Below are 21,556 nucleotides of genomic sequence, written 5' to 3'. Positions count from 1 at the left end.
AGTTTGGGATTAGAATATGAAGTCCATTCGCTACCAAAGAAGGAGGAAATGGAAAATGTCTAAAAAAGTTTTAATGATTGTAACGAACCACGATCAAATTACAGAAGGAAAAACCACCGGCATTTGGTTATCCGAGTTCGGTGAAGCATATAACGAATTTAAAAAACAAGGATATGAAGTGACTGTAGCCAGTCCGAAAGGCGGCCTTTCTCCAGTAGACCCGGCAAGTGTCAGTGAGGATGAGCCACAGGAAATCCTTGATACGAAACCGCATCTGGAGGATACACTACCACTTTCCGACGTAGAAGCGGACGGTTTTGATGCTGTCTTTCTTCCGGGGGGACACGGGACGATGTTTGACTTCCCGGACAATGAGAAGCTGCAGCAACTACTACGCAGCTTTTATGAATCGGATAAGACAGTCGCAGCTGTCTGCCACGGCCCGGCGGGACTTGTAGGAGCGACCTTGTCCAGTGGTGAGCCTCTTGTAAAAGGGAAGCGTGTCAGCGCATTTACAGATGCAGAAGAAGCAGACACTACGCTTGATGCGTACATGCCGTTCCTGCTTGAAAGCAAGTTGAACGAGCTTGGAGCTACGGTGTTAACCGGCCCGAATTGGTCCACTCATGTTGAAGTAGACGGCAATCTGATCACAGGTCAGAACCCACAATCTACCGAGGCAGTAGCTAAAGAAGTAGTCAAACACCTTAACAAATAAGACAAAAAGGCATCCCATTGGGATGCCTTTTTTCAAAGTGTTGAAGAGGCACCATCCTTAAACGAGGGTGCCTCTTCCTTATGATGCCCGTCTATTGCCGCTTACCAAACAAGTACCCATACAGTTTCTGGATGAGAATGATATAAGAAAGCAGCCAAAGAACGAACAGGCTGACGACCATCACAGCTTTCCAAATCGTCCATCCGGTTACCAATGTGTGAAAGACTGCACCAAGCAGCGTTATCGTCACGACAATATAAAAGACCGCCGAAGAAACAATTTTCAAACTACGATTGATCCAGGCAGGCATAACTATTCACCTCCCATACCCTACTCTATGTAGATAGAACTAATCAGCTTGTACGTTTGTGCTTCCTTCTCGTAAAAGAGGCGGGTCATTCGAATATGGTAGAATAATAAGCATCATCAGCATACATAAAGGAGAATGACACATGGAGAAACGTTTCGATCATATCGGTATAGCCGTACGAAACATCGAGGACAGTATAACTTTCCATACAGAAACCCTTGGGGGAAAGCTCATAGATCGGTATCGTAACGAAGCAGAAGGCGTGGAGAGTGAAATTGCAATCATTGATATTCACGGGCAGCGCACAGAGCTTTTAATGCCTACGAACAACACTACTTCTCCCATCGCACGCTTCATTAAACAAAAGGGAAAAGGCGTTCATCATGTTGCCTATGATGTCGGCGATCTGGACGCTGCATTGAAGGAATTAGAGCAGCAGGGAATCCGCACTCTGGATGGGACGATGCGGACAAACAAGCACGGTCGCCGCTTAATCTACTTAAACCCGGTGGATACAGAAGGTACCATTATTGAGTATTGTGATTATCCAGACACAAAATAACCCCCGCGCCGTTTCGAACGGCACAGGGGTTTCTTTTTTTATTTTTCGCCGATTGCACCTTGGACATCAAAATCTGCAGGATCCAGCTCTGTCTGCTCTCCTAAGACAAGGCGTGCAAGCTCAGCTCCGAGGTAAGGACCTGAGGTAAGACCTGAGGCTCCAAGGCCATTAGCTGCATACAATCCTTCGTGCGAAGGCAGGGCACCGAATACAGGCAGAGAGTCCGGCGTGAACGGGCGGAAACCGACTCTTGTCTCCACTACGGTTCCATCATAAAGGCCGGGTGCTACGTCAAGCGCTTTATCGAAGATATAGTGAAGCCCCCCTGCAGTGACCCGCGGATCGAAGCCTGCTTTCGTTTCATGCGTAGCACCAACGACCAATTTTCCAGCTCCGAAAGAAAGCATGTATTGATTGTTTGGCGGCATGACCACAGGCCAGTCCTCCGTTCTCTCCTCGCTGAGCTTTAAATGAACAATCTGTGCTTTCTGGGGATGCACGAGAAAGTCGATCCCCAGCGGTTCGAGCAGGTCCTTCGCCCATACACCGGCCGTAACGAGTACAGCATCGGCCTCGTGGAAATCACCATTCACGTGTACACCATCCACACGCTGCTCATCATAAGACAGTTGTGCCTCACCTTTGATCCACTCCGCTCCATGCTTTTCTGCCGAAGCAAGCAGAGCATCACGCAGAGCACGCCCGTCCACCCGCGCTGCTCCACTTACATGAACGGCTTTGTATCCATCTTTAAGGGGTGGAAACAGACGCTTCGTCTCTTCCTCGGAAATGATTGTAACTTCCCCCATTTCAGGAGCATCTTCTCTTCTTTTCAATGCTCGATCCAACGTTTTTTGCAGTTTTTCTTCGTCAGTGTGCAGACCGATTGCCCCGACACGACGGTACCCGGTTTCTGTCTGCCCATCCGCTTCCAGACGACGGATCAATTCCGGATAATAGGCGGCACCGCCCTTAACAAGTTTATACCATCGTTTATTTCTTCTTTGAGCAAGCCACGGACAAACGATCCCGGCCGCAGCATCCGTCGCCTGCCCACGGTCCTTCCGATCTACAATCTTCACATCTGCACCGGCCGCTGCTAAATGATAGGCCGTCGAGGCACCAAGGACCCCGCCGCCTACAACAATGTATTTTTTCATTCCTCCAACACCTTTTTCCTCTTTTATTAAAACCACCCCCATTGTATAAGAGGATGGGAACCTGCTCCAATGCAGGCGAACAAAAAACCCGGAGGATTCCGGGTTTTCAGCATTTCTTTTATTCCGTTACTGTTTCTACCTGCCATTGATCATTGACGAACAGGCCGATTACTTTCAACTGGAGGTCCCAAGAATGAACCAAATCCACAGCCTTCTTAATCTGTTCTTCCTTCTCTTCACGAGGGCAAGGGTTACCGGCACAGTCATGGTGACCTACGATGGCAAGTACTCCGGAACCATGGTTTTCTGCAGAAATGCGAAGCTTGGACTTAACGGCAGCCAGCTGGTCTTCTGTCCCTTCTAACAGGTATTTGGTCGGTCCAGCTTCTGTAATCATGTCGATATACGGAGCACCATACTGTTCCTGCATCCATTTGATGACAGGAAGTTGAACTCTTCCATCCATACAATTTATTGCTGTAGCAAATTCTGACATACAAATCCCTCCTATAGTTATCTGTTACCCATTTTACCACATAAAAAAAGCAGCAGGTACGATCAACCTGCTGCTTCCGTTTATTGTGTAATTCCCTCGATCTGCATCTCTTCTACGGTTCCTGTACCATTCTCACGAACACGCACCTGCATCTCGACCTGGTCTCCCTCTTTCAGGAATATGGCGAGAGGCGCTTTGCTCGTCGTAACGGTATAAATCGTCGTATCGCCTTCTAGAAGGAATTGCACCGATTGACGGGACTCCGTGGAGGTAACCAAGACCCGGTTGATGACACCGCTCTTTTCTGACAAATCAACCGCTTCGCTTCCCTCCACATTACTTGGATCCTGTGCAACCTGCAGACGATATGCATTCAAGGTCTGCTTCGCTGTATCACCGAAAACGGCAAAATCGGAATCAGATGCTTTGATGTACGCATACTGTTTGAACAAACCGTTCGGATCCAATACGTTGACGATCCAGGTTGGTTCTCCGTCTACGTTATAGAGCACCGGCATGGTTCCGGTCCATTTCTTCTCCGGATACTGCTTATCTACAATTTGAATAGCACCTTTGCTGTCCATGATCCCTTGATTTTTTTGACCATTGTAGTAAGTCAGCTCACCGGTCCTGGCATGAATAAGCGTATAACCAAGCGCGGAGTCGATGTTTTCTTTCGGTGAGGCCATGTCGGTGAAATAGAACATTTCTCCCTGCTCGTTAAAGATCGGAGTGACGCTGCTTTCTGTTCCGGATTCATTCGGGATTTTGACATCTTTCTTGCCGAAAATTGAGTTTAACCAACCATTAATGTATTTACCGAAGTATTCGTTCTCCAATGCCGCTAACTCCGAGCTGACAGATCCCTCTATGAATTCCGGCGCTTTTGCCGAGTCATAGGTTTTCACATTACCGGATACCGGATCGACAACTGCTACTTTAATCTCGTCCATATCCGGACGATTCGAGAAGAACAACGGTTTGTATATGGTTTGGACATACCAAGGTTTCCCTTCATCGTCCACCTCGATTTGCGCTTCTCCACTCTGAATGTAATTCGGGTGTTTATTATATACCGCCCGCTGCACGTTGTGTTGGAAATAGCTGGAGTTCGTGTACCGCATCTTACTTTCCACAAATTCCGGCTGCGCATTGATGTTCGTCGCTGAGATAGAGAAGTAGCCTTCCGTTTCTTTTCCTCGGAAGTATCTCCAGAAACTCGAGAATTCGACAGGTGCGATATAAACGATTTCTCCATCTACCTGTTGAGCCTGTAGTTTTCCAAGATCATAAAACTGTGTGTTCGGAACGACACTCATCGCTTTTTGAACTTTGTTCCGCGCCGATTCAGGTGCTACGGAAATCGGCGTGTTTTCTTCATTCAACGGCTTCGCTTCTTCCTCTTGGGACTGCGTGATCGTATCGTGAGACGTCTGCAAAGCGATGATGCTGTATACGAATACAGCAAGGATGGCCACAGCAACGAGGAGAACGACTCCTCCGGTAAGCGACCGGGTTGCTGCCGGCATAGAAACCGGTATTTTCGCTCCCCCATAGACAAGAGGTACGAGTACGATGGCGACAATCGCATTCAGTACTAATAGATTTGGAATCGTAATCGTAGGCATGAAAACATAAACAACGATGACCATAACAACCATACCGAACACGAACAGGCCGATGCCTGTTTTCATAATCTTCGTTCTACGCATTCTGTTTTTGAAATAAGCAATGATCGTCAGTATGAAATAGAGAATAAATGATAATACCGACGCAAGTAACATACCAAGCATATGTACTTCCCCCTTTTATATATTTCTTTACGTTTCATCCCTCCATGAAGTTTCACTTTTCACATGAAAGCAAGTACGAAAAATCCGAACGGCCGCCCACTTTTTTGCGAATTGGAAGGACCGTTCGGATTATCGCCATTAAGAAGAACCTGTTTGTTTCCCTGTATTCATCCAATAGTCAGCCAGTCCCATGGCGCATACTTCCATATCCAATTTCAATATAGTATAGATGTGATGATCGTCAGGTATGCCGTGTTCTTTTAAGAATGATGAAACTTTATTCATCAAGGAGGTTTGAATGTCCAGTACTCCTCCTCCATCACTAAGAATCTCATAGGAAGTATTCGTAAATACGGGAAGCCATTCAAGCACTTGGTCAAACGTTTGATCAGGATCTTCCCCCATCCCGAAATGGCCGAAATAAAGCCTGTCTGGATTTACATCCCGAAACATTCTTATAGATTGCTCCATCGCTCCAGGGTCGAACTGATTCGGAGAGGTCGTCGGTAAGTGAAAGATCAATCCGTGATCATCTGTTTGGTGGTAACGAATCCCGCATGTATCGCCGGTAAATATTCCGTTCGTCAGCGAATCGTGAATACCAAGATGATGTTTGGCATGTCCCGGTGTATCGTAGAAGGTCAACACCCGTTCGGGCGACAGGGGCATTGTTTCTCCTTCTTTTTTTACACACAAACGATTTTCCGGTATTGGTACGATAGGATCGAACAACTCATTAAACTTGGTTCCATAGACCATTTTTGCACCTTGGATCAATCGGGATGGATCGATCAGGTGTCGTTTCCCTTTCTCATGGACGATCACTTCCGCATTCGGGCAGTCTTGCAACAGGAGTCCTGCCCCACCTGCATGGTCCAAATGAATATGTGTAAGTATGATGGTCTTCACACGATCCAGGGAAATATTCAACTCCTGCAGCCCCGCCTTGACTTCCTTTACGGACAAGCTGGCTCCTGTTTCAACTAAGACGATGTTTTCTCCTGTCAGCACATATGTACCTGTGCGACCTTCCAATCCCATATCCATACCATCAATGAGATACGTATCTTCTGCAAGTTTCCATGGAATCTTCATTTACCCCTCTCCCTTCCAATCACTTCCATTCTACAAAAAACCATGTCACATTGGTAACGTTTTCTCTCAGAATACGTGTCACACTTCCCGAACTAGGTGAATATCATGGTTTCTGAGGAGTTGGTGAAAGTGAAGCAAAATCAGAACATGTCCTCCCCCGAGCAAATGAAACCTACTTACGAACAATGCACGAGGTACCAGTACTATCACGTCAACGTCAAACTGAAGGACGGAAGAACGTTAAACGGGATCATCACCGACGTCACTCCGGATCAGGTGGCGATGCTTGTCAGTGAAGATGTGGATAGGAATGAGGGGAAGGACAACACCGGTGAACGCCAGTACGGCTATTGGAGAGCCCGCCGCTTCCAAAATGTCCTGCTTCCATTGGCCGGACTCGCTACCCTCGCGCTTATACCCTATTACGCACCGTATCCTTATTATTCCTACCCGTACCCATACTATTATTGACCTATCTCGTCCTATGAATCTTATCTCCATTATAAACCCCCTCCGCTTCCAAAGCCGGAGGGGGTTTTTTTGGTATTACAAAAAGATGTCCTTCTCTACCTGCTTCCATTCGTAAAAATGTCCGCGTTTTCTCATTAATGTCTCATAAGACCCTGTTTCTATCACCATACCCTGGTCCATCACTATGATTTGATCCATCTTCTCCAGGCCGGACAGACGATGGCTAACAAGGATGACCGTATCACGCTCGGCTTTCTGATAGAGATGCTTATAAATAGATTGTTCTGTCAAAGCATCAACGGAAGAGGTTGGTTCATCAAGCATCCACCACTTCTCCCCTTTCAAAAATGCTCTGGCAATTGCAAGACGCTGTTTCTCTCCGCCGGACAAGTTTTCCCCTTTTTCAAGAACGACCTGTTCAAGAGAAAAATCCAGCCCGACATCTTTCAAAGCCTGCTTCATCTCCAACTGTGTCAAACCGTCCCTTGCAATGGCCAAGTTCTCTTCGATTGTGCCATAAAAGTAGTGGTTTTCTTGAAGAACCACATTACTCCGCGCCCATACGCTTTCTTCCTTAACCTGCTCGATCGGCACGCCGTTCACTTTTACACTCCCCTGATCTGGCAGCTGAAAGTGAAGCATAAGCTGCAGTAATGTAGACTTCCCCGACCCACTCGCTCCAACGATGGCCGTCTTGGATCCGGCCGGAATAGAGAGGGACACGTCGGATAAAGCCTTTCTTTCTTCATTAGGAAACGTGTAATCGACATGTTCAAATTCGATGGCTGGAGCACCTGATTCAACGTTTAACTCGGACGTAGTAGGTACACTCTCTTCCTCTGTGATGGTAAAGAGTCGTTCCGCTGCACGCTTGCTGTCATCCAGATGCGAAGGTAGAACGGCCATTGGTGTCGCATTTTCAAAAACCGTCAACGATATCATGACAAGCATGGCAAGGAAAAGACCATTGAGATCCCCTCGGGCAACAAGATATGCCCCGACGCCTAGCACAACCCAGGAGACGATAAGGGATACTCCTGTGTTCCATGACAGACTGGCAAGCATCGCTTTTCCGTCCCGTTCCTGTTCATGAATATACGTTCCCGCTGCCTCACGCAAGCTGTTCTCTCTTCCTTCCAATTGCTGATAAATCTTTAAATCCCGGAATCCATACAGAAATTCTGTCGCTTCAGTGGACAGAGCCCCGCGAGCGGTTCGCACACGGCTCCCTAACTTCCGCTGCTTTACTGCATACCAGGACGGGATGAAGAGGCCGGTGACAACAAGGCCACCCAACAGAACAAGCGCCACAGGCAAGCTGAAAATAGCCGTGAATACGATTGTTGCAAGGAAGATAATCACAAGGACGACCGGCGGATAGTAAACGCGCAGAAAGAAGTTCTGCAGGCTTTCAACGTCCCCGACTATTCTGGCTAATAAGTCTCCACTCCGATATCTCCGAAAAATCCGGGGTGCATGAGGCTCCAGTTTTTTATAGAATGCCAAACGGATATTACTCAATATGGTAAACGTAGCCCTGTGTGAAAAATACCGCTCTGCATACCTGCCAAGCGCTCTGGCGAAGCCGAACAGTTTCAAGAAAGCAATCATGACAGTCAAGGCGTACAACGGTGGAATCAGTGCTGCACGGGAAATTAGATAGCCGCTTGAGGCAAACAGACCCACCGCGGACATTCCGGCAAGAAATCCGAAAAGAACAGATAAGACGATGTCTCTCTTTTCCTTGACGACCAGGTGGATGACTTCTCTCAATTCTTTCATCACGTGCTGTCTCCTTTCTGTACAGTCACCATCCGTCTATATTCAGGAACCTCTTGAAGCAGCGCTTCATGGGTCCCGAGGCCAACCTGTTCCCCTTTATCAAGAAATAAAATTTGGTCAGCGTTTTTGATGGTGTGCAGACGGTGGGCCACTGTAATGATCGTAGAGTACTCTGCCAATGCAGCTATGGAATGCTGAAGAACCCGTTCCGTCTTTAGGTCAAGGCCGGTTGTCGGTTCATCAAACAAGATGATCGATGGTTTCTTCAGAAAAGCCCGTGCGATTGCCAGCCTCTGTTTTTCCCCGCCGGAAAGGCCGCGCCCTCCCTCTCCAACAGGAGTGTCATACCCTTGATCCAGCGATTCAATTAAATCTGATATACCGGCCTTACGCGCCGCTTCCCTGATCTCTTCCATCGAGTGACGACCGTTGTCACCGATTGCGATATTCTCTGCCATTGTCCCGGAGAATAGATACGGATTCTGGGAAATGTAACTGACACGTCTGAACCAATCTTCCTCATGATAAGAAAATAATGATTTTCCATTAACAATAATTTCGCCCTTCTGAGGTTTTACGAGACCCGCAAACATATGGAGAGCGGTCGTCTTTCCTGCGCCACTCTTTCCCACGATCGCCAATTGCGTTCCTGAGGGTAATTTTAAGTTAAGGTCCTGGAGAGAGAACCCTTCCCCGTATTGAAAAGAGACCTCTTTGAACTCTATAAGCGGAGGAGCATCAGTGACCAGCCTTTCTTCTCCCCAGTTCAAATCCTCTTCCTCTTTTTCCAGTTCCGCAGCCAGTTGATTGGCGGCACCGGCACTCCCTCTCCCTGTATGGAACGCGCTGCCGAAATCTTTTAATGTTAAGTAAAACTCCGGAGCAAGTATAAGAATGAAGAAACTGGAGAAGAAGGATATTTGTTCATAAACGACCAATCGAATTGCAATTTCCAATGCAATCAGTCCAATGCTTAACATAGAAATAAATTCGAGCATCAAAGAGGATACAAACGCCACCTTCAATACTTCCATCGTGGCATCCCGAAAACCGTGACTGCTTGTTTCAATTTCCTTCACCTGCTGTTTGGAACGTCCAAACAATTTAAGCGTTGTAAGACCCTGCAGTGTATCGAGGAATTTCCCGGAGAAGGCAGACAGCTTCTCCATTTGTTCTTCCGATTTCTTCTTCGTCATCACGCCGATAATCGCCATAAATAATGGAATAAACGGTGCGGTAATGATCATGATCAATCCAGAATATAAATGTTCCGCAAATACAACAATCAAGATCATAAAAGGAATAATCATCGTCTGAATCATTTGTGGCAGATAACTACTATAATAACCGTCGATTTCATCTACGGAATCCATAAGGACACTTACTTTACGCCCGGATTGACCTTCCATTGCGGACTGCAGCGGATTCCTGGTGAACTTAGACAGCACCTGCCTGCGAAAATATCGTTTCGAATCTGCTGCCATTTTCACTCCAATTCTTCCGTTCCACCATGTGAAGAATGTGCGTCCTGCCAACACCAGTAATAAGCCCGCAAGAAGCGGCACAATCTCCCCGAAGCTTTCGTTACCGAGAAAGATCCGGTCGACAATCGCTACGAAGAAATAGGATTGACCAATAATGGTTGCCCCGATCAGGAAGGAGGTTACAATCAATGCCCATAGCACACCTTTATTACGAAAAGCTACACGGCTTAGTTGCTTCATAGCTGTTCATTAGCTCCTTATATGCATTTTTGTGAAAAACTTCACATTATCTACATTATAATTCATATCTTTGACGGTTTCTAAAGAAAAGGCGCCGGATTTTGTGACAATTCTGTATCATCGTCCCCTTTTCCAAACACTGTCATACCTTTCTTTTCCCTTTACGAATAAAAGGGGGAATGGGAGGTCATTCTACAGGAAGTATTTATCTTTTTTTATGATTTTTCATGCTTTTTTCGACTATTCCCTATTCTTTTCGACATTATCAGCTATTTTTTTGCAAATTTTCAACATTAACATGTTTATAATTTGCTGTCAAAGGAAAAATAAAAATGAATCTTGTATAACCTATGGGATAGCAAGGCTCAGTACATATTCAAAAAAGATTAAATTTTGACAAGCAGATTATATTCGTTAAGATAAGTTTGTAAAGAAAAAATTTAATGAACTTTACTGCATGCGTGGCGAGGAGGTTTTTAATGACCAAGAATCATGAAGATGACTCCAGAGACGTCATCGAGAATGCCAAAGCCTTAGTCATCGACTCCATAGCAGAAACGATGGATTTGTATGGCGTGACGCGGAGTGCCGGAACCCTTTATGGAACGATGTACTTCGAAAAGGACATGACCCTCGATGAAATGCGTGAGAAACTCGGAATGAGTAAGCCGAGCATGAGCACAGGAGTGAAGAAGCTCCAAAGCTACAGCATCGTCAAGCAGACATTCCGAAAAGGAACACGCCGTCAGACATTTGTCGCAGAAAAAGATTTCTTCAACTTCTTCTCCAATTTCTTCTCAAGAAAATGGATCAGAGAAGCGAAGATCAATATGGATGCCGTAAAAAAGGCACAAGCTGAACTGGAAATGATCATGAATTCTACGGATATTGATGAGGACACCAGATTTGAAGCAGAGCGGATCCACCGTCAGTTGGAAGGATCCAAGCCTTATTATAAATGGCTGTTGAAGTTAGTCGATTCCATAGAAAGTGGAGAGATTTTCGAGTACATCCCTATTGATTCTGAAGAATAATTGTTTCTATGCGCCTCTCAAAAATAACAGAACATGTTATTTCAGGGGAGACGTATGCGCGCTGTTATTTGCAGAAAATTCAAAAAACTACAAGGAGTGATATCATTGCAACCGTCAAATCAATCGAAGTCCTTCTTGGCTAAGAACGGACCGGCTATTTTGCTTGCAACACTATTAGGTATATTTGTCCTCTACATCGCCTTCACAAATGAAAACATCCAATGGGGCGGATTCATCGCCATGATTGCCTTTTATGCCCTCGTTTACTACATCGGTGCTATCTTCGCTACTAAAAAATCCGGATCTCTCGAAGACATGATGGTCGCTGACCGCAGCATGCCGCTCGGCGTCGCCATGTTTACAATGGCCGCTACCTGGGTCGGTGGTGGTTACATCAACGGGACGGCGGAATCCACTTATGCCGACGGAATCGTATGGGCCCAGGCGCCTTGGGGCTATGCACTAAGTTTGATCATTGGTGGTATCTTCTATGCCCGTAAGATGCGCCGTTATGAATTCATGACCATCCTCGATCCACTTGAACAACGTTTTGGTAAGAAAATGGCAGGTGTTCTGTACCTACCTGCGCTCCTTGGTGAGATGTTCTGGAGTGCCGCTATCCTGACAGCACTTGGTACAACGTTTGGAACCATTCTGAATATCGACTTCACTACCTCTATCATTCTTTCCGGTATCATCGCTATCGCTTATACTGTAGCCGGAGGTATGTGGGCCGTTGCTTATACAGACGTGTTCCAAATGGCTATCCTGCTTATCGGTCTTATCCTGGTCGTGCCTTTCACATTAGGACATGTAGGTGGACTGGATGCCGCATGGAGCGGTTACAAAACAGAGTTCGGAAGTTACGCCAACCTGTTCCCTCCACTGAACGGCTGGCAGGACCCTGAATGGGGCAATTACTTCTGGAACTGGATCGACTACGCATTGCTGCTTATATTCGGTGGAATTGCCTGGCAGGTATATTTCCAGCGTGTCCTTTCCGCTAAAAGTGAGAAGACAGCTATGTGGCTTTCCATCACAGCAGGGGTCATCTGTATCATCGCTGCCATTCCAGCTGTGTTGATCGGTGTCGTTGGAGTCAATATCGACTGGGCATCCATGGGTATCCCAACGCCTGAAAACGCATCTGTCATTTTGCCGCACGTTCTTCGATATCTGACTCCTGAACTGGTATCAGCCATCGGACTTGGTGCACTTGCAGCTGCTGTTATGTCATCCATGGACTCCTCGATCCTATCTGCCTCTTCTATGGCATCCTGGAACGTGTATCGTCCATTGATCAACCCAAATGCAGACTCAGACAAACTGAAGAAAGTCATTAAGCGTACCATCATCATCGTTGGTGTCGGATCCATGATTATCGCCTTGAACGTAAAGAGTGTCTACACTCTCTGGTATCTGGCCTCCGACCTTGTTTACACAATCTTGTTCCCTCAACTGACAATGGCATTGTTTTATAAGAATGCCAACCTTTACGGATCGATCGCCGGTTTTGCGGTTTCCCTCTTCCTTCGTCTTGGAGGCGGAGAGCCAGCACTAGGTCTCCCGGCATTCCTACCGTACCCGATGATCGAAGACGGCATCGTCCTCTTCCCATTCCGTACGACAGCATGTATCGCGGCCTTCCTTATGATCTTCATCGTCTCTGAATTGACGAAGAAGAAATGTGCTCCGCGGTCACTCATCCTGCCGGAACACAAACGACAAGAAAATAACGCGTAACAACAGAAGCACCCGGGTTTCCGGGTGCTTTTTTATATCACCTGATGAAATATTGAACATATCCCACCAATATACATACAGACGCCCACTCCACTCTTTCTTATGATGGAGATGAGGTGAAGTTATGTATCGAATACTATGGAAAAACAGAAATGTGCGTTTTTATTTATTAGGCGGAAGCATATCACGACTTGGCGACAGCTTAGCTGCAATGGCCTTTTTGTTTCTTGCCCATGACCTGACGGGGTCCGCGGCCCATACGACAGCCATGGCAGCAGCAGAAACCGCTCCCTATTTACTTTTCGGATTAATCGGCGGAGCAATAGCGGATGCCCTGCCCAAGAAGAAGCTGTTGATCATCCTGGATCTCCTCCGTATTCCCTTGGTCGCGTCCATCCTGCTGCTCCATTATGCAGATGCGTTGTCCTTCGGCGCCCTTCTTATCATCAGCTTTCTTCTCCAGTCAATCGGCTGTTTCTTCAATCCGGCACACCGTGCTGTCCTGCCTATGATTACAAAGGAGGAAGAACGTTCTGCCGCCAACAGCCTTTACGACACCATGACTAGAGGCGTTACAATAGGGACGCCTCTTCTATCGATCCTCATCATTGAAACCATGGGAGTGGTCCACTTCTTCAGTTTAGATGCGTTGACCTATGTATGGAGTGTCCTATGCCTTGCGCAGATCATAATGGTAGAAAAGCGAAGTACAAAGTTCTCGATCCGTTCCATCGCGCCTTCTGTCGGGTCCTTTCTTAAGTGGGCGGGAAGAATGCCGACTATCCGAAGCCTTTTTTTCTTCACGTTTTATACGGTGTTTATGAATACGTGGGTATGGCAGGTGGGATTGCTGCTCGCCCTTATGGAGGCAGGACCGGACGGGGAGCTGTGGTACAGCGGAATTCAAGGAGTATTCGGTGCAGTCGTCATTATAACCAATCTTCTCGCCCCGCTATTCATTCAGAAATGGGGGCTGCACCACTATGTAATCGGTGCAGCCGTTTGGGGAACCGGTATTTTGTATTACGGCGCTTTCTATAAACCGGAGCAGTTTGTCATTGGCACGATCCTTATCGGCATCGGTATTCCTGTTGCAAGCCTTTCCCGGGTCTATTTACTGCAGAAATACGTGCCGGAGTCCAAGATGGGAAGGGCATTCAGTACAAATGCCGTTCTACTGTATGCCGCAAATACCATTTCCCTTGCCTTCTTTGGACTGCTCTCGACTTTCCTGTCCATTCAGACACTTATGATTATAAGTGGCTGCTGTATCGTCTTTTTATGTGTGGCTTCGTGGTTAGGTAAAGGCGTGCCGTTTACGAAACTGCGTCGGCGTCTGATGATAAATACGTCTAAATAATTGATTATAAACCGCAATGCTTGAAAACCCGTGTTCCGTTGCTATCGTTAAGACGGATCGTTTCGTATGAAGCAGATCCTGCTGACTTCTGAACAAGCGGTACATCTGAAGCCATGAATAAGGAGAGACCCCGCTCTCCCGCTTAAATAGATGAGAGAGCTGGTATTTATCCATACGAGCGACTTCCGCTATATCTCCAAGCGTCCAGTTCTCGCGGTAGCCTTCCTTCAGTGCATCCATCACCCGGTTTAACGGATCAACGCTTTGTGTTAAAACTACGTCATGTCGGTGAGAGCCAAGTCCATACTTGAGCAGGAGGATGGCAAGCTGCACCATACTGTTTTCCACAAACAGGGAGCTGGAATCTCCCCCCTCCGACTTCAAAAATGACCGGACGAATGATACCCACTGATGAACGGGCTCCTGCCGATAAGGAAGAGCGGCGAATTCCGGGGATTCCGATGGGTAGCCAAGCTCTCTAGCGGTCTCCATCAAAAATTCAGGACGGATTTCTACAAGGAACTTTTCTTCATCTGCCTTCCACTGCTTATGTTTCATAGTTGGATTAAACAGGACAAACTGCTCCTTATCAATGACCAAGTCACCCGATTCTGTCTGGTAGCAGCTCTGCCCATATGGAGAGAAGACAAACTTATAACAATCGTCTCTCCTCCAACTTCTTTCTCCCAATCCGTCGTACCTTTGAAGAAATAACCCATGCGCATTCTCTACAATCATGACAGCTCCTCCTCCGCTCCCACATTCTGTCATCATTGTATCATTCTTTATGTGGAAGAGTCTCCGGTTCGAGAAGGTTCCTCCGTCCTATTACAAGAAGTTTCTCGTAATTCCGCCTCCAGGAAACGTTCGGCATCAAGGGCCGCCATGCAGCCGGTTCCTGCCGCCGTTATGGCCTGACGGTATTTCTGATCCTGCACATCACCGCATGCGAATATTCCCGGAACATTCGTCTTTGTCGTTCCAGGCTCAACCAGCAAATACCCCTTCTCATCCATATCCAATTTTCCATGCAGGAAATCGGTGTTAGGATGGTGTCCGATCGCCACAAATATTCCGTCCGCTTCGATCATTTCCTCCTTGCCTGATTCGTTATCCTTCACTTTCATGCCGGTAATTTTGGCCCCGTCCGAGATCATCTCCACCGGTGTCTTATTCAGCGCCCATGTTACTTTTGCATTCTCTTTCGCCCGGGTCTGCATAATCTTCGATGCCCGCAGTTCTTCCCGTCGGTGAACGACTTGGACGTGATCCGCAAATTTCGTAAGAAAAGCGGCCTCTTCCATGGCGGAATCCCCCCCGCCGATAATGAGTACCTTCTTGCCTCTGAAAAAGAAACCGTCACACGTGGCACACGTACTGACCCCTCGACCGATGTTCTCTTTCTCTCCAGGAATTCCAAGCAGCTTGGCAGAAGCGCCTGTGGACACAATCAATACCTCTGTCTCCAATTCTCCTATTCCGCTCACTTGCAGCTTAAACGGCTTCTGATCCACTTCCACATTTGTAACCCATCCCTGCTGGAAAGTTGCGCCGAACCGTTCCGCCTGTTTCCTCATATGGTCCATGAGAACAGGTCCCATAATTCCATCCGGGAACCCTGGGAAATTTTCCACTTCCGTTGTCATGGTAAGCTGTCCCCCCGGCTCCGGACCTTCTATGACAAGCGGCTTCATGTTCGCTCTCGCCAAATAGACGGCAGCGGTCAACCCTGCAGGTCCTGTGCCTAATATTATTGCTTGATACGTCATGAATGCTCCCCCTCTTCTTTTCCTTTTTGTCCACGATTCCAATATGAACCTCATCAGAATTAATGTATGCATCTGAAAAGGAAAAGACCCCTCCGTCAACCGTTTATACCAATGACGAATGACCATGCATCCCGCCTCTATTTTCATATATTGGGAAGGAAGACCCGAGACTTGGAGGAGAAAAGTATGCCAAGAAAAAGAAAAGATCGCAGGATTCGAAGGCCGGGGTTTTGCGTTTTTCCAGGATACAGGTACTGCGGTCCGGGGTGCAGCGGACCGGGAGAGCCCATCAATGCCGTCGATGCCGCCTGCAGAGCGCACGATGAGTGCTACCGGATAAAAAAAGACTACTGCGCTTGTGACCGTGCATTTCTGAAACGATTAAAAAAACTTCAAACACCGGAAACGCAGGAAGGCAGACATGCTCATACCTTGTATCAATATATGAAGGTTCAGAAGACATTCACTTGTTTCTAAAGGCAGGAGCCGGAAATGTGGTCCTGTCTTTTTTTATTGCGTCTCCTCTTCACAAAATTATCAACTATAATAGAAGAAGGAGAAACGAGCCTACTTTTCAAAAAGGAAAGAAGTGCTTATAATAGAAATCAGTATGCATATTTTTGAATGATTTGGTTTCGTCAACACGAGAGGATGTATAACTCAATATGAAGTTTGAAGAAAGGTTTGATTGGCAGCTCTTCTTTATTGCTTGTTGTTTTGTCGTTGTCAGTATCGTCGCCTTATACAGCGCCCAGCAAAGTGGACAATATAATGAAAACTTTGTCCTTAAACAATTGCTGTGGTATGGACTGGGAGCTGTCGTTATCGGCTTCATGCTCCTCGCTGACCCGGAGGATTTCAAGAACATCAGCTGGTATTTATACGCATTCGGCGTGCTCCTGCTGTTTCTTCTCGTTATTGCTCCTCCATCAATCGCACCCGTGATCAAAGGACAAAAAAGCTGGTTTGTTCTTCCTGGTTTAGGATCGATGCAGCCGGCCGAGCTGATGAAGATCTTTACGATTCTTGCCCTCGGCAGAGTCGCCGTCAACCACAACCAAATACACCGTGTATCTACATTAAAAAGTGATGGTATTCTCCTGCTGAAGCTCGTTGCGACGACAGGTCTTCCATTACTGTTGATCATGCAGCAGCCCGATTTAGGGACAGGCCTTGTGTTCATCGCCATCTTGTCCGGATTTATTCTTATTTCCGGCATTCAATGGAAAATCATTCTTCCTATTTTCGGATCCATTGCTGCACTGGGAACGACGTTGATCTGGCTCGCTCTGCAGGCACCACAGATCTTGGACAAATACTTAGGAGTAAAATCATACCAGTTGGGAAGGATTTATTCCTGGTTCCAACCTACGAAATACGAAGATTCAACCGGTTACCAGCTCGTCAAAGCGATGAGGGCAATCGGTTCCGGTCAGTTGTATGGAAAGGGATTTGGAGAACGGGAAGTATATCTGCCGGAATCACAGACGGATTTCATTTTCAGTATTATTGCAGAAGAATACGGTTTTCTCGGTTCTTGTATCGTCATCATTCTGTTCTTTTTCCTGATCTATAGATTCACGACGATTGCGTTCCGCGCCAACAGCAACTATAGTTCCTACGTCATGGTCGGTATCATTGCTATGATTGCCTTTCACGTATTCCAAAACATCGGAATGAGCGTGCAGCTCCTGCCGATTACGGGTATCCCGCTTCCATTCATCAGTTATGGAGGTAGTGCCCTGCTTGGGAATCTGATTGCACTAGGTGTTGCATTTTCTATATCGTACCACCATCGAACCTATATGTTTGGAGATTAAAAAAAGCTTCGGAAGCAAATGCTTCCGAAGCTTTTTGTTTTATTCTACTGTTACACTCTTCGCAAGGTTACGCGGTTTATCAACGTCACAATCACGGTGTAAAGCAGCATAGTAAGAAATCAGCTGCATCGGGATTACAGACACAAGTGGTGTCAGTAATTCGTGGACATGCGGGATGACGAATGCATCGCCGGATTTATCCAAGCCCTTCATACTGATAATCATGCTGTTAGCCCCACGTGCTTCTACTTCCTGAACGTTACCACGGATGGAAAGGTTCACGTTCTCCTGGGTAGCCAATGCGATAACCGGTGTACCTTCTTCAATTAAAGCAATGGTACCGTGCTTCAACTCTCCACCTGCAAAACCTTCCGCCTGGATGTAAGAAATCTCTTTCAATTTCAAGGACCCTTCCAAGCCTACGTGGTAATCCAAACCACGGCCGATGAAGAAACAGTTACGCGTTGTCGCAAGGTAATCACGAGCTAATTCTTCCATCTTCTCTTTCTGCTCTGTCAATGCCTCCATTGTGTTAGCTACGATACCAAGCTCCTGCATCGGATCGAAATCAAGCTTCAATCCTTTCGCACGGGCAGTATCCACGGCAAGGATAGCAAGGACAGCCATTTGTGCCGTATATGCTTTCGTTGATGCAACGGCAATCTCAGGACCTGCATGTAAGTGCAGGGTATAATCCGCTTCACGGGAAAGGGTGGATCCAGGGACGTTTGTAACCGTCAACGCCGGATGACCAAGTTTCTTCGTTTGGACAAGGACAGAACGACTGTCTGCTGTTTCTCCAGATTGAGAAATGAAAATGAACAACGGTTTTTCTGATAGAAGCGGCATGTTATAGGAGAATTCACTCGCTACATGTACCTCTACCGGAATGTTGGCCAATTTCTCGATGAATTCTTTTCCAAGGAGACCGGCATGATAGCTGGTACCCGCAGCAATGATATAAATGCGGTCACATGCTTTCATTGCCCCGCGGATTTCCGGATCCAATTTGATTTCATCATTTTCGTTCTGGTATTCCTGGATGATTTTACGGATTACGAAAGGCTGCTCATCGATCTCTTTCAACATGAAGTGAGGATAAGTACCTTTTTCGATGTCTGTAGCATCCAATTCTGCTGTAAATGATTCACGGGAAACAGTAGAGCCGTCAAGCTTCTGGATTTCTACACCGCCGCGGTGAAGAATAACTGTTTCTTTATCCATCAATTCCATGAATTCATTCGTCACATGCAAAGCAGCCATGGAGTCACTGGCTACGACATTGAAGCCTTCACCAAGACCGACTAGAAGCGGGCTCTTGTTCTTCGCTACGTAAATGGTATCTTCATTCTCACGATCGATCATCGCTACTGCATAAGAACCTGTGAGCAGTTCAACCGCTTTACGGAAAGCAGCTGCTACGTCTTTCATGTCGTTATACAGCACTTCGATCAATTGTACGATGATTTCAGTATCGGTCTCACTCTTCAACTCAACATCCGTCAAGTATTCATCGCGGACTTCCACATAGTTCTCGATGACACCGTTGTGTACGATAGTAAAACGGCCGGAAGTACTTTGGTGAGGGTGTGCGTTCTCTACGCTTGGCGCACCGTGTGTCGCCCAACGCGTATGCCCGATCCCCATTGTCGCCTTCACATCTCCGTCGACTGCTTCTCTCAACGCAGCGATACGGCCTTTCACCTTCGTCACTTCCACACCATCATTATTTAAAGTAGCGATACCAGCAGAGTCATATCCGCGGTACTCAAGCTTCTCAAGACCAGTCAAAAGAATTTCCTTCGTATCTTCTTGTCCAATATATCCTACAATTCCACACATAATTGTTATCCTCCTATAAAAAGAAGAAGGGCAACGAATATGCCGTCTATAATCCAAGGGGCGATTCGCTGCCCCTCTCCCGATCATTGTTTTTTTATGATGTACTTGGTTCCCATGTGTTGTTCGAAGAGTCACCTCTACGGTTTACACGGAAACAGACGGTCGAAGTACGCAACCGGGAGGCATCCGCCGAAACATCGATGAACCTCCACCTCGTCAACTGTGTTTGCTTCGTTCGTCCTACACAGTCCTGGCGCTTTATTGTGATTCTCAACCTGACAATCCTCCTTATCTATCTCTAAATTCGGACGTCCAGGAATTGGGTATTCCCCTACTTTTTTTCAAAATTCAAGGACTTCGTTCATTTTACCTGAGAGAACATCAATTGGTCAATATAATTATTAGACCGTTACAGAAATGTAAGTTCTCTGTAATAACATATGCGCAGGCTCCACCATTGTGAAACCTGCGCATCATTCATCTTACTCTTCCATTCCAAGTTCTTCTTGAACGACTTGGACTACTCTGTCTACATATGTTTCACATTGTTCTTCCGTCGGTGCCTCAACCATGATCCGGACAAGTGGTTCCGTACCGGAAGGCCTTACAAGTACGCGGCCGCTGCCGCCCATCTCTTCTTCTACAGCTTGAATAGCGTCTTGAATACGCGGATGGGTCTGAACACGGTTCTTGTCGATAACTCGTACGTTTTTCAATACTTGCGGGAACTGTTCCATTTCACCAGCAAGCTCAGAAAGAGGCTTGCCTGTTTCTTTCATGACGTTGACCAATTGAAGTGCAGAAAGCATTCCGTCACCGGTAGTTATATGATCAAGGAAGATGATATGACCGGATTGTTCACCTCCAAGGTTATAGCCGCCGCGACGCATCTCCTCCATGACATAACGGTCGCCTACTGCCGTCTTGTCACTCTTCATACCATTTGCTTCTACAGCTTTGTAGAAACCAAGGTTACTCATGACCGTGGATACGACAGTGGAATGGTTAAGCGTTCCATTTCCATTCATATGTTTAGCACATATGTACATGATACGGTCGCCATCTACGATATTCCCTTTCTCATCGACTGCAATCAAACGGTCACCGTCTCCATCGAAAGCCAGTCCCACATCCGCTTTCTTTTCTTTGACCAGGTCCTGAAGCAGTTCCGGATGAGTCGATCCGACACCTTCGTTAATGTTCAGACCGTCCGGGGACGAACCGATGGACGTGATGTCTGCTTCCAAGTCCGCGAACAAGTGGGACGCAAGCGAAGACGTAGCTCCGTGAGCGCAATCCAGCGCAATGTGAAGACCATCAAAATCATAGTCCACCGTCTGTTTCAAATGCTGCAAATATTTCTGTCCACCTTCAAAGTAATCATTGATTTGTCCAAGGTCTGCACCAGAAGGACGTGGGAGGTTGTCCTCTTCCGCATCTATCAATGCTTCAATTTCTTTCTCCTGTTCATCCGTCAGCTTGAAGCCGTCCGGACCGAAGAACTTGATTCCGTTATCCTGTACAGGGTTGTGAGAAGCAGAAATCATGATTCCCGCTTCCGCTTGAAGTGCCCTCGTCAAGTAAGCGACACCTGGTGTAGAAATGACACCGAGACGCATGACTTCCGCTCCAATGGAGAGTAAACCTGCCGCAAGCGCCCCTTCCAGCATTTCTCCTGAAATCCTTGTATCACGGCCGATCAACACTTTCGGCCTCTCCGCACCTTTCGTCACTACATATCCACCGTAACGCCCCAATTTAAAAGCCAGCTCAGGCGTCAACTCTTTGTTGGCGACGCCGCGGACGCCGTCCGTACCAAAATATTTACCCATTTCAAGACCCCTCTTTCTATTCTTACCGATTCTTTATTTTCTACG

At 46.8% G+C, this 21,556-nt stretch carries 19 protein-coding genes; 8 read left to right on the top strand and 11 right to left on the bottom strand.

Annotated elements, in window-relative coordinates:
- Positions 1 to 55: 55 nt before the first annotated feature.
- Entirely contained in the window at positions 56 to 718 is a 663-nt protein-coding gene (locus M662_RS01345; protein ID WP_008634921.1) for a type 1 glutamine amidotransferase domain-containing protein, read from the top strand.
- Positions 719 to 809: 91 nt separating this feature from the next.
- On the opposite strand, the gene M662_RS01340 is transcribed toward M662_RS01345, so the two are convergent.
- A complete protein-coding gene (locus M662_RS01340) occupies positions 810 to 1,028 on the bottom strand; it encodes a hypothetical protein (RefSeq protein WP_008634923.1) in 219 nt (72 codons plus the stop codon).
- A gap of 142 nt (positions 1,029 to 1,170) precedes the next feature.
- On the opposite strand from M662_RS01340, the gene M662_RS01335 reads away from it, so the two are divergent.
- Positions 1,171 to 1,590, top strand: coding sequence for a VOC family protein (locus M662_RS01335; protein WP_008634926.1), 420 nt, complete (start codon positions 1,171 to 1,173; stop codon positions 1,588 to 1,590).
- 38 nt (positions 1,591 to 1,628) lie between these two features.
- On the opposite strand, the gene M662_RS01330 is transcribed toward M662_RS01335, so the two are convergent.
- The 4 genes from M662_RS01330 to M662_RS01315 all read right to left on the bottom strand — a co-directional run bounded on the left by M662_RS01330 (position 1,629) and on the right by M662_RS01315 (position 6,134).
- On the bottom strand, positions 1,629 to 2,750 hold the full coding sequence (locus M662_RS01330) for an NAD(P)/FAD-dependent oxidoreductase (RefSeq protein WP_026578852.1): 1,122 nt from the start codon (positions 2,748 to 2,750) through the stop codon (positions 1,629 to 1,631).
- Positions 2,751 to 2,868: 118 nt separating this feature from the next.
- Positions 2,869 to 3,246 carry a carbonic anhydrase gene (locus M662_RS01325; RefSeq protein WP_026578851.1) on the bottom strand — a complete coding sequence of 126 codons (378 nt, stop codon included), beginning with the start codon at positions 3,244 to 3,246 and terminating at the stop codon, positions 2,869 to 2,871.
- 80 nt (positions 3,247 to 3,326) lie between these two features.
- A complete protein-coding gene (locus tag M662_RS01320; RefSeq protein ID WP_008634935.1) occupies positions 3,327 to 5,039 on the bottom strand; it encodes a hypothetical protein in 1,713 nt (570 codons plus the stop codon).
- A 138-nt stretch (positions 5,040 to 5,177) separates the two neighbouring features.
- Positions 5,178 to 6,134: an MBL fold metallo-hydrolase gene (locus tag M662_RS01315; RefSeq protein WP_026578850.1), complete on the bottom strand. Its 957-nt coding sequence runs from the start codon at positions 6,132 to 6,134 to the stop codon at positions 5,178 to 5,180.
- Between the two features lie 129 nt (positions 6,135 to 6,263).
- On the opposite strand from M662_RS01315, the gene M662_RS01310 reads away from it, so the two are divergent.
- Positions 6,264 to 6,605 carry a hypothetical protein gene (locus tag M662_RS01310; protein ID WP_152522249.1) on the top strand — a complete coding sequence of 114 codons (342 nt, stop codon included), beginning with the start codon at positions 6,264 to 6,266 and terminating at the stop codon, positions 6,603 to 6,605.
- A gap of 75 nt (positions 6,606 to 6,680) precedes the next feature.
- Here the strand turns inward: M662_RS01310 and cydC are convergent, their stop codons facing one another.
- Both cydC and cydD read right to left on the bottom strand, forming a co-directional pair.
- Complete coding sequence (cydC, locus tag M662_RS01305; protein ID WP_026578848.1) at positions 6,681 to 8,387, bottom strand: thiol reductant ABC exporter subunit CydC; 1,707 nt, start codon at positions 8,385 to 8,387, stop codon at positions 6,681 to 6,683.
- Complete coding sequence (gene cydD / locus M662_RS01300) at positions 8,387 to 10,111, bottom strand: thiol reductant ABC exporter subunit CydD (protein WP_026578847.1); 1,725 nt, start codon at positions 10,109 to 10,111, stop codon at positions 8,387 to 8,389. Before cydD ends, cydC begins: the two co-directional genes overlap by 1 nt.
- 479 nt (positions 10,112 to 10,590) lie before the next feature.
- On the opposite strand from cydD, the gene cudC reads away from it, so the two are divergent.
- From cudC to M662_RS01285, 3 genes are all read left to right on the top strand, one after another.
- On the top strand, positions 10,591 to 11,145 hold the full coding sequence (gene cudC / locus M662_RS01295; protein WP_008635826.1) for a choline uptake/conversion transcriptional regulator CudC: 555 nt from the start codon (positions 10,591 to 10,593) through the stop codon (positions 11,143 to 11,145).
- A 159-nt stretch (positions 11,146 to 11,304) separates the two neighbouring features.
- Complete coding sequence (locus M662_RS01290) at positions 11,305 to 12,888, top strand: high affinity choline transporter 1 (protein ID WP_369815279.1); 1,584 nt, start codon at positions 11,305 to 11,307, stop codon at positions 12,886 to 12,888.
- 124 nt (positions 12,889 to 13,012) lie between these two features.
- Positions 13,013 to 14,248, top strand: a complete 1,236-nt coding sequence (locus tag M662_RS01285) for an MFS transporter (RefSeq protein ID WP_026578845.1) — start codon at positions 13,013 to 13,015, stop codon at positions 14,246 to 14,248.
- Here M662_RS01285 and M662_RS01280 read toward each other — a convergent pair.
- Together M662_RS01280 and trxB are read right to left on the bottom strand one after the other, a co-directional pair.
- On the bottom strand, positions 14,186 to 14,986 hold the full coding sequence (locus tag M662_RS01280) for a helix-turn-helix transcriptional regulator (RefSeq protein WP_051349003.1): 801 nt from the start codon (positions 14,984 to 14,986) through the stop codon (positions 14,186 to 14,188). The two genes, M662_RS01285 and M662_RS01280, sit on opposite strands and share 63 nt — an antisense overlap.
- 47 nt (positions 14,987 to 15,033) lie before the next feature.
- Positions 15,034 to 16,017, bottom strand: a complete 984-nt coding sequence (trxB, locus tag M662_RS01275; RefSeq protein WP_051349009.1) for a thioredoxin-disulfide reductase — start codon at positions 16,015 to 16,017, stop codon at positions 15,034 to 15,036.
- Positions 16,018 to 16,203: 186 nt separating this feature from the next.
- Here trxB and M662_RS01270 point away from each other — a divergent pair, with 186 nt between their 5' ends.
- Entirely contained in the window at positions 16,204 to 16,494 is a 291-nt protein-coding gene (locus M662_RS01270; protein WP_026578843.1) for a phospholipase A2 family enzyme, read from the top strand.
- A 188-nt stretch (positions 16,495 to 16,682) separates the two neighbouring features.
- Positions 16,683 to 17,837, top strand: a complete 1,155-nt coding sequence (locus M662_RS01265; RefSeq protein ID WP_008635818.1) for an FtsW/RodA/SpoVE family cell cycle protein — start codon at positions 16,683 to 16,685, stop codon at positions 17,835 to 17,837.
- 39 nt (positions 17,838 to 17,876) lie between these two features.
- On the opposite strand, the gene glmS is transcribed toward M662_RS01265, so the two are convergent.
- Together glmS and glmM are read right to left on the bottom strand one after the other, a co-directional pair.
- A complete protein-coding gene (gene glmS, locus M662_RS01260; protein WP_008635816.1) occupies positions 17,877 to 19,679 on the bottom strand; it encodes a glutamine--fructose-6-phosphate transaminase (isomerizing) in 1,803 nt (600 codons plus the stop codon).
- Between the two features lie 482 nt (positions 19,680 to 20,161).
- Entirely contained in the window at positions 20,162 to 21,511 is a 1,350-nt protein-coding gene (glmM, locus tag M662_RS01255; protein WP_026578842.1) for a phosphoglucosamine mutase, read from the bottom strand.
- Between the last annotated feature and the right edge of the window lie 45 nt (positions 21,512 to 21,556).

Source organism: Bacillus sp. SB49 (assembly GCF_000469135.2).
In the GTDB taxonomy this organism is placed as follows: domain Bacteria; phylum Bacillota; class Bacilli; order Bacillales; family Halobacillaceae; genus Halobacillus.
Note: the sequence above shows the minus strand (reverse complement) of the source record. Positions and strands in the feature narration are given on the sequence as shown.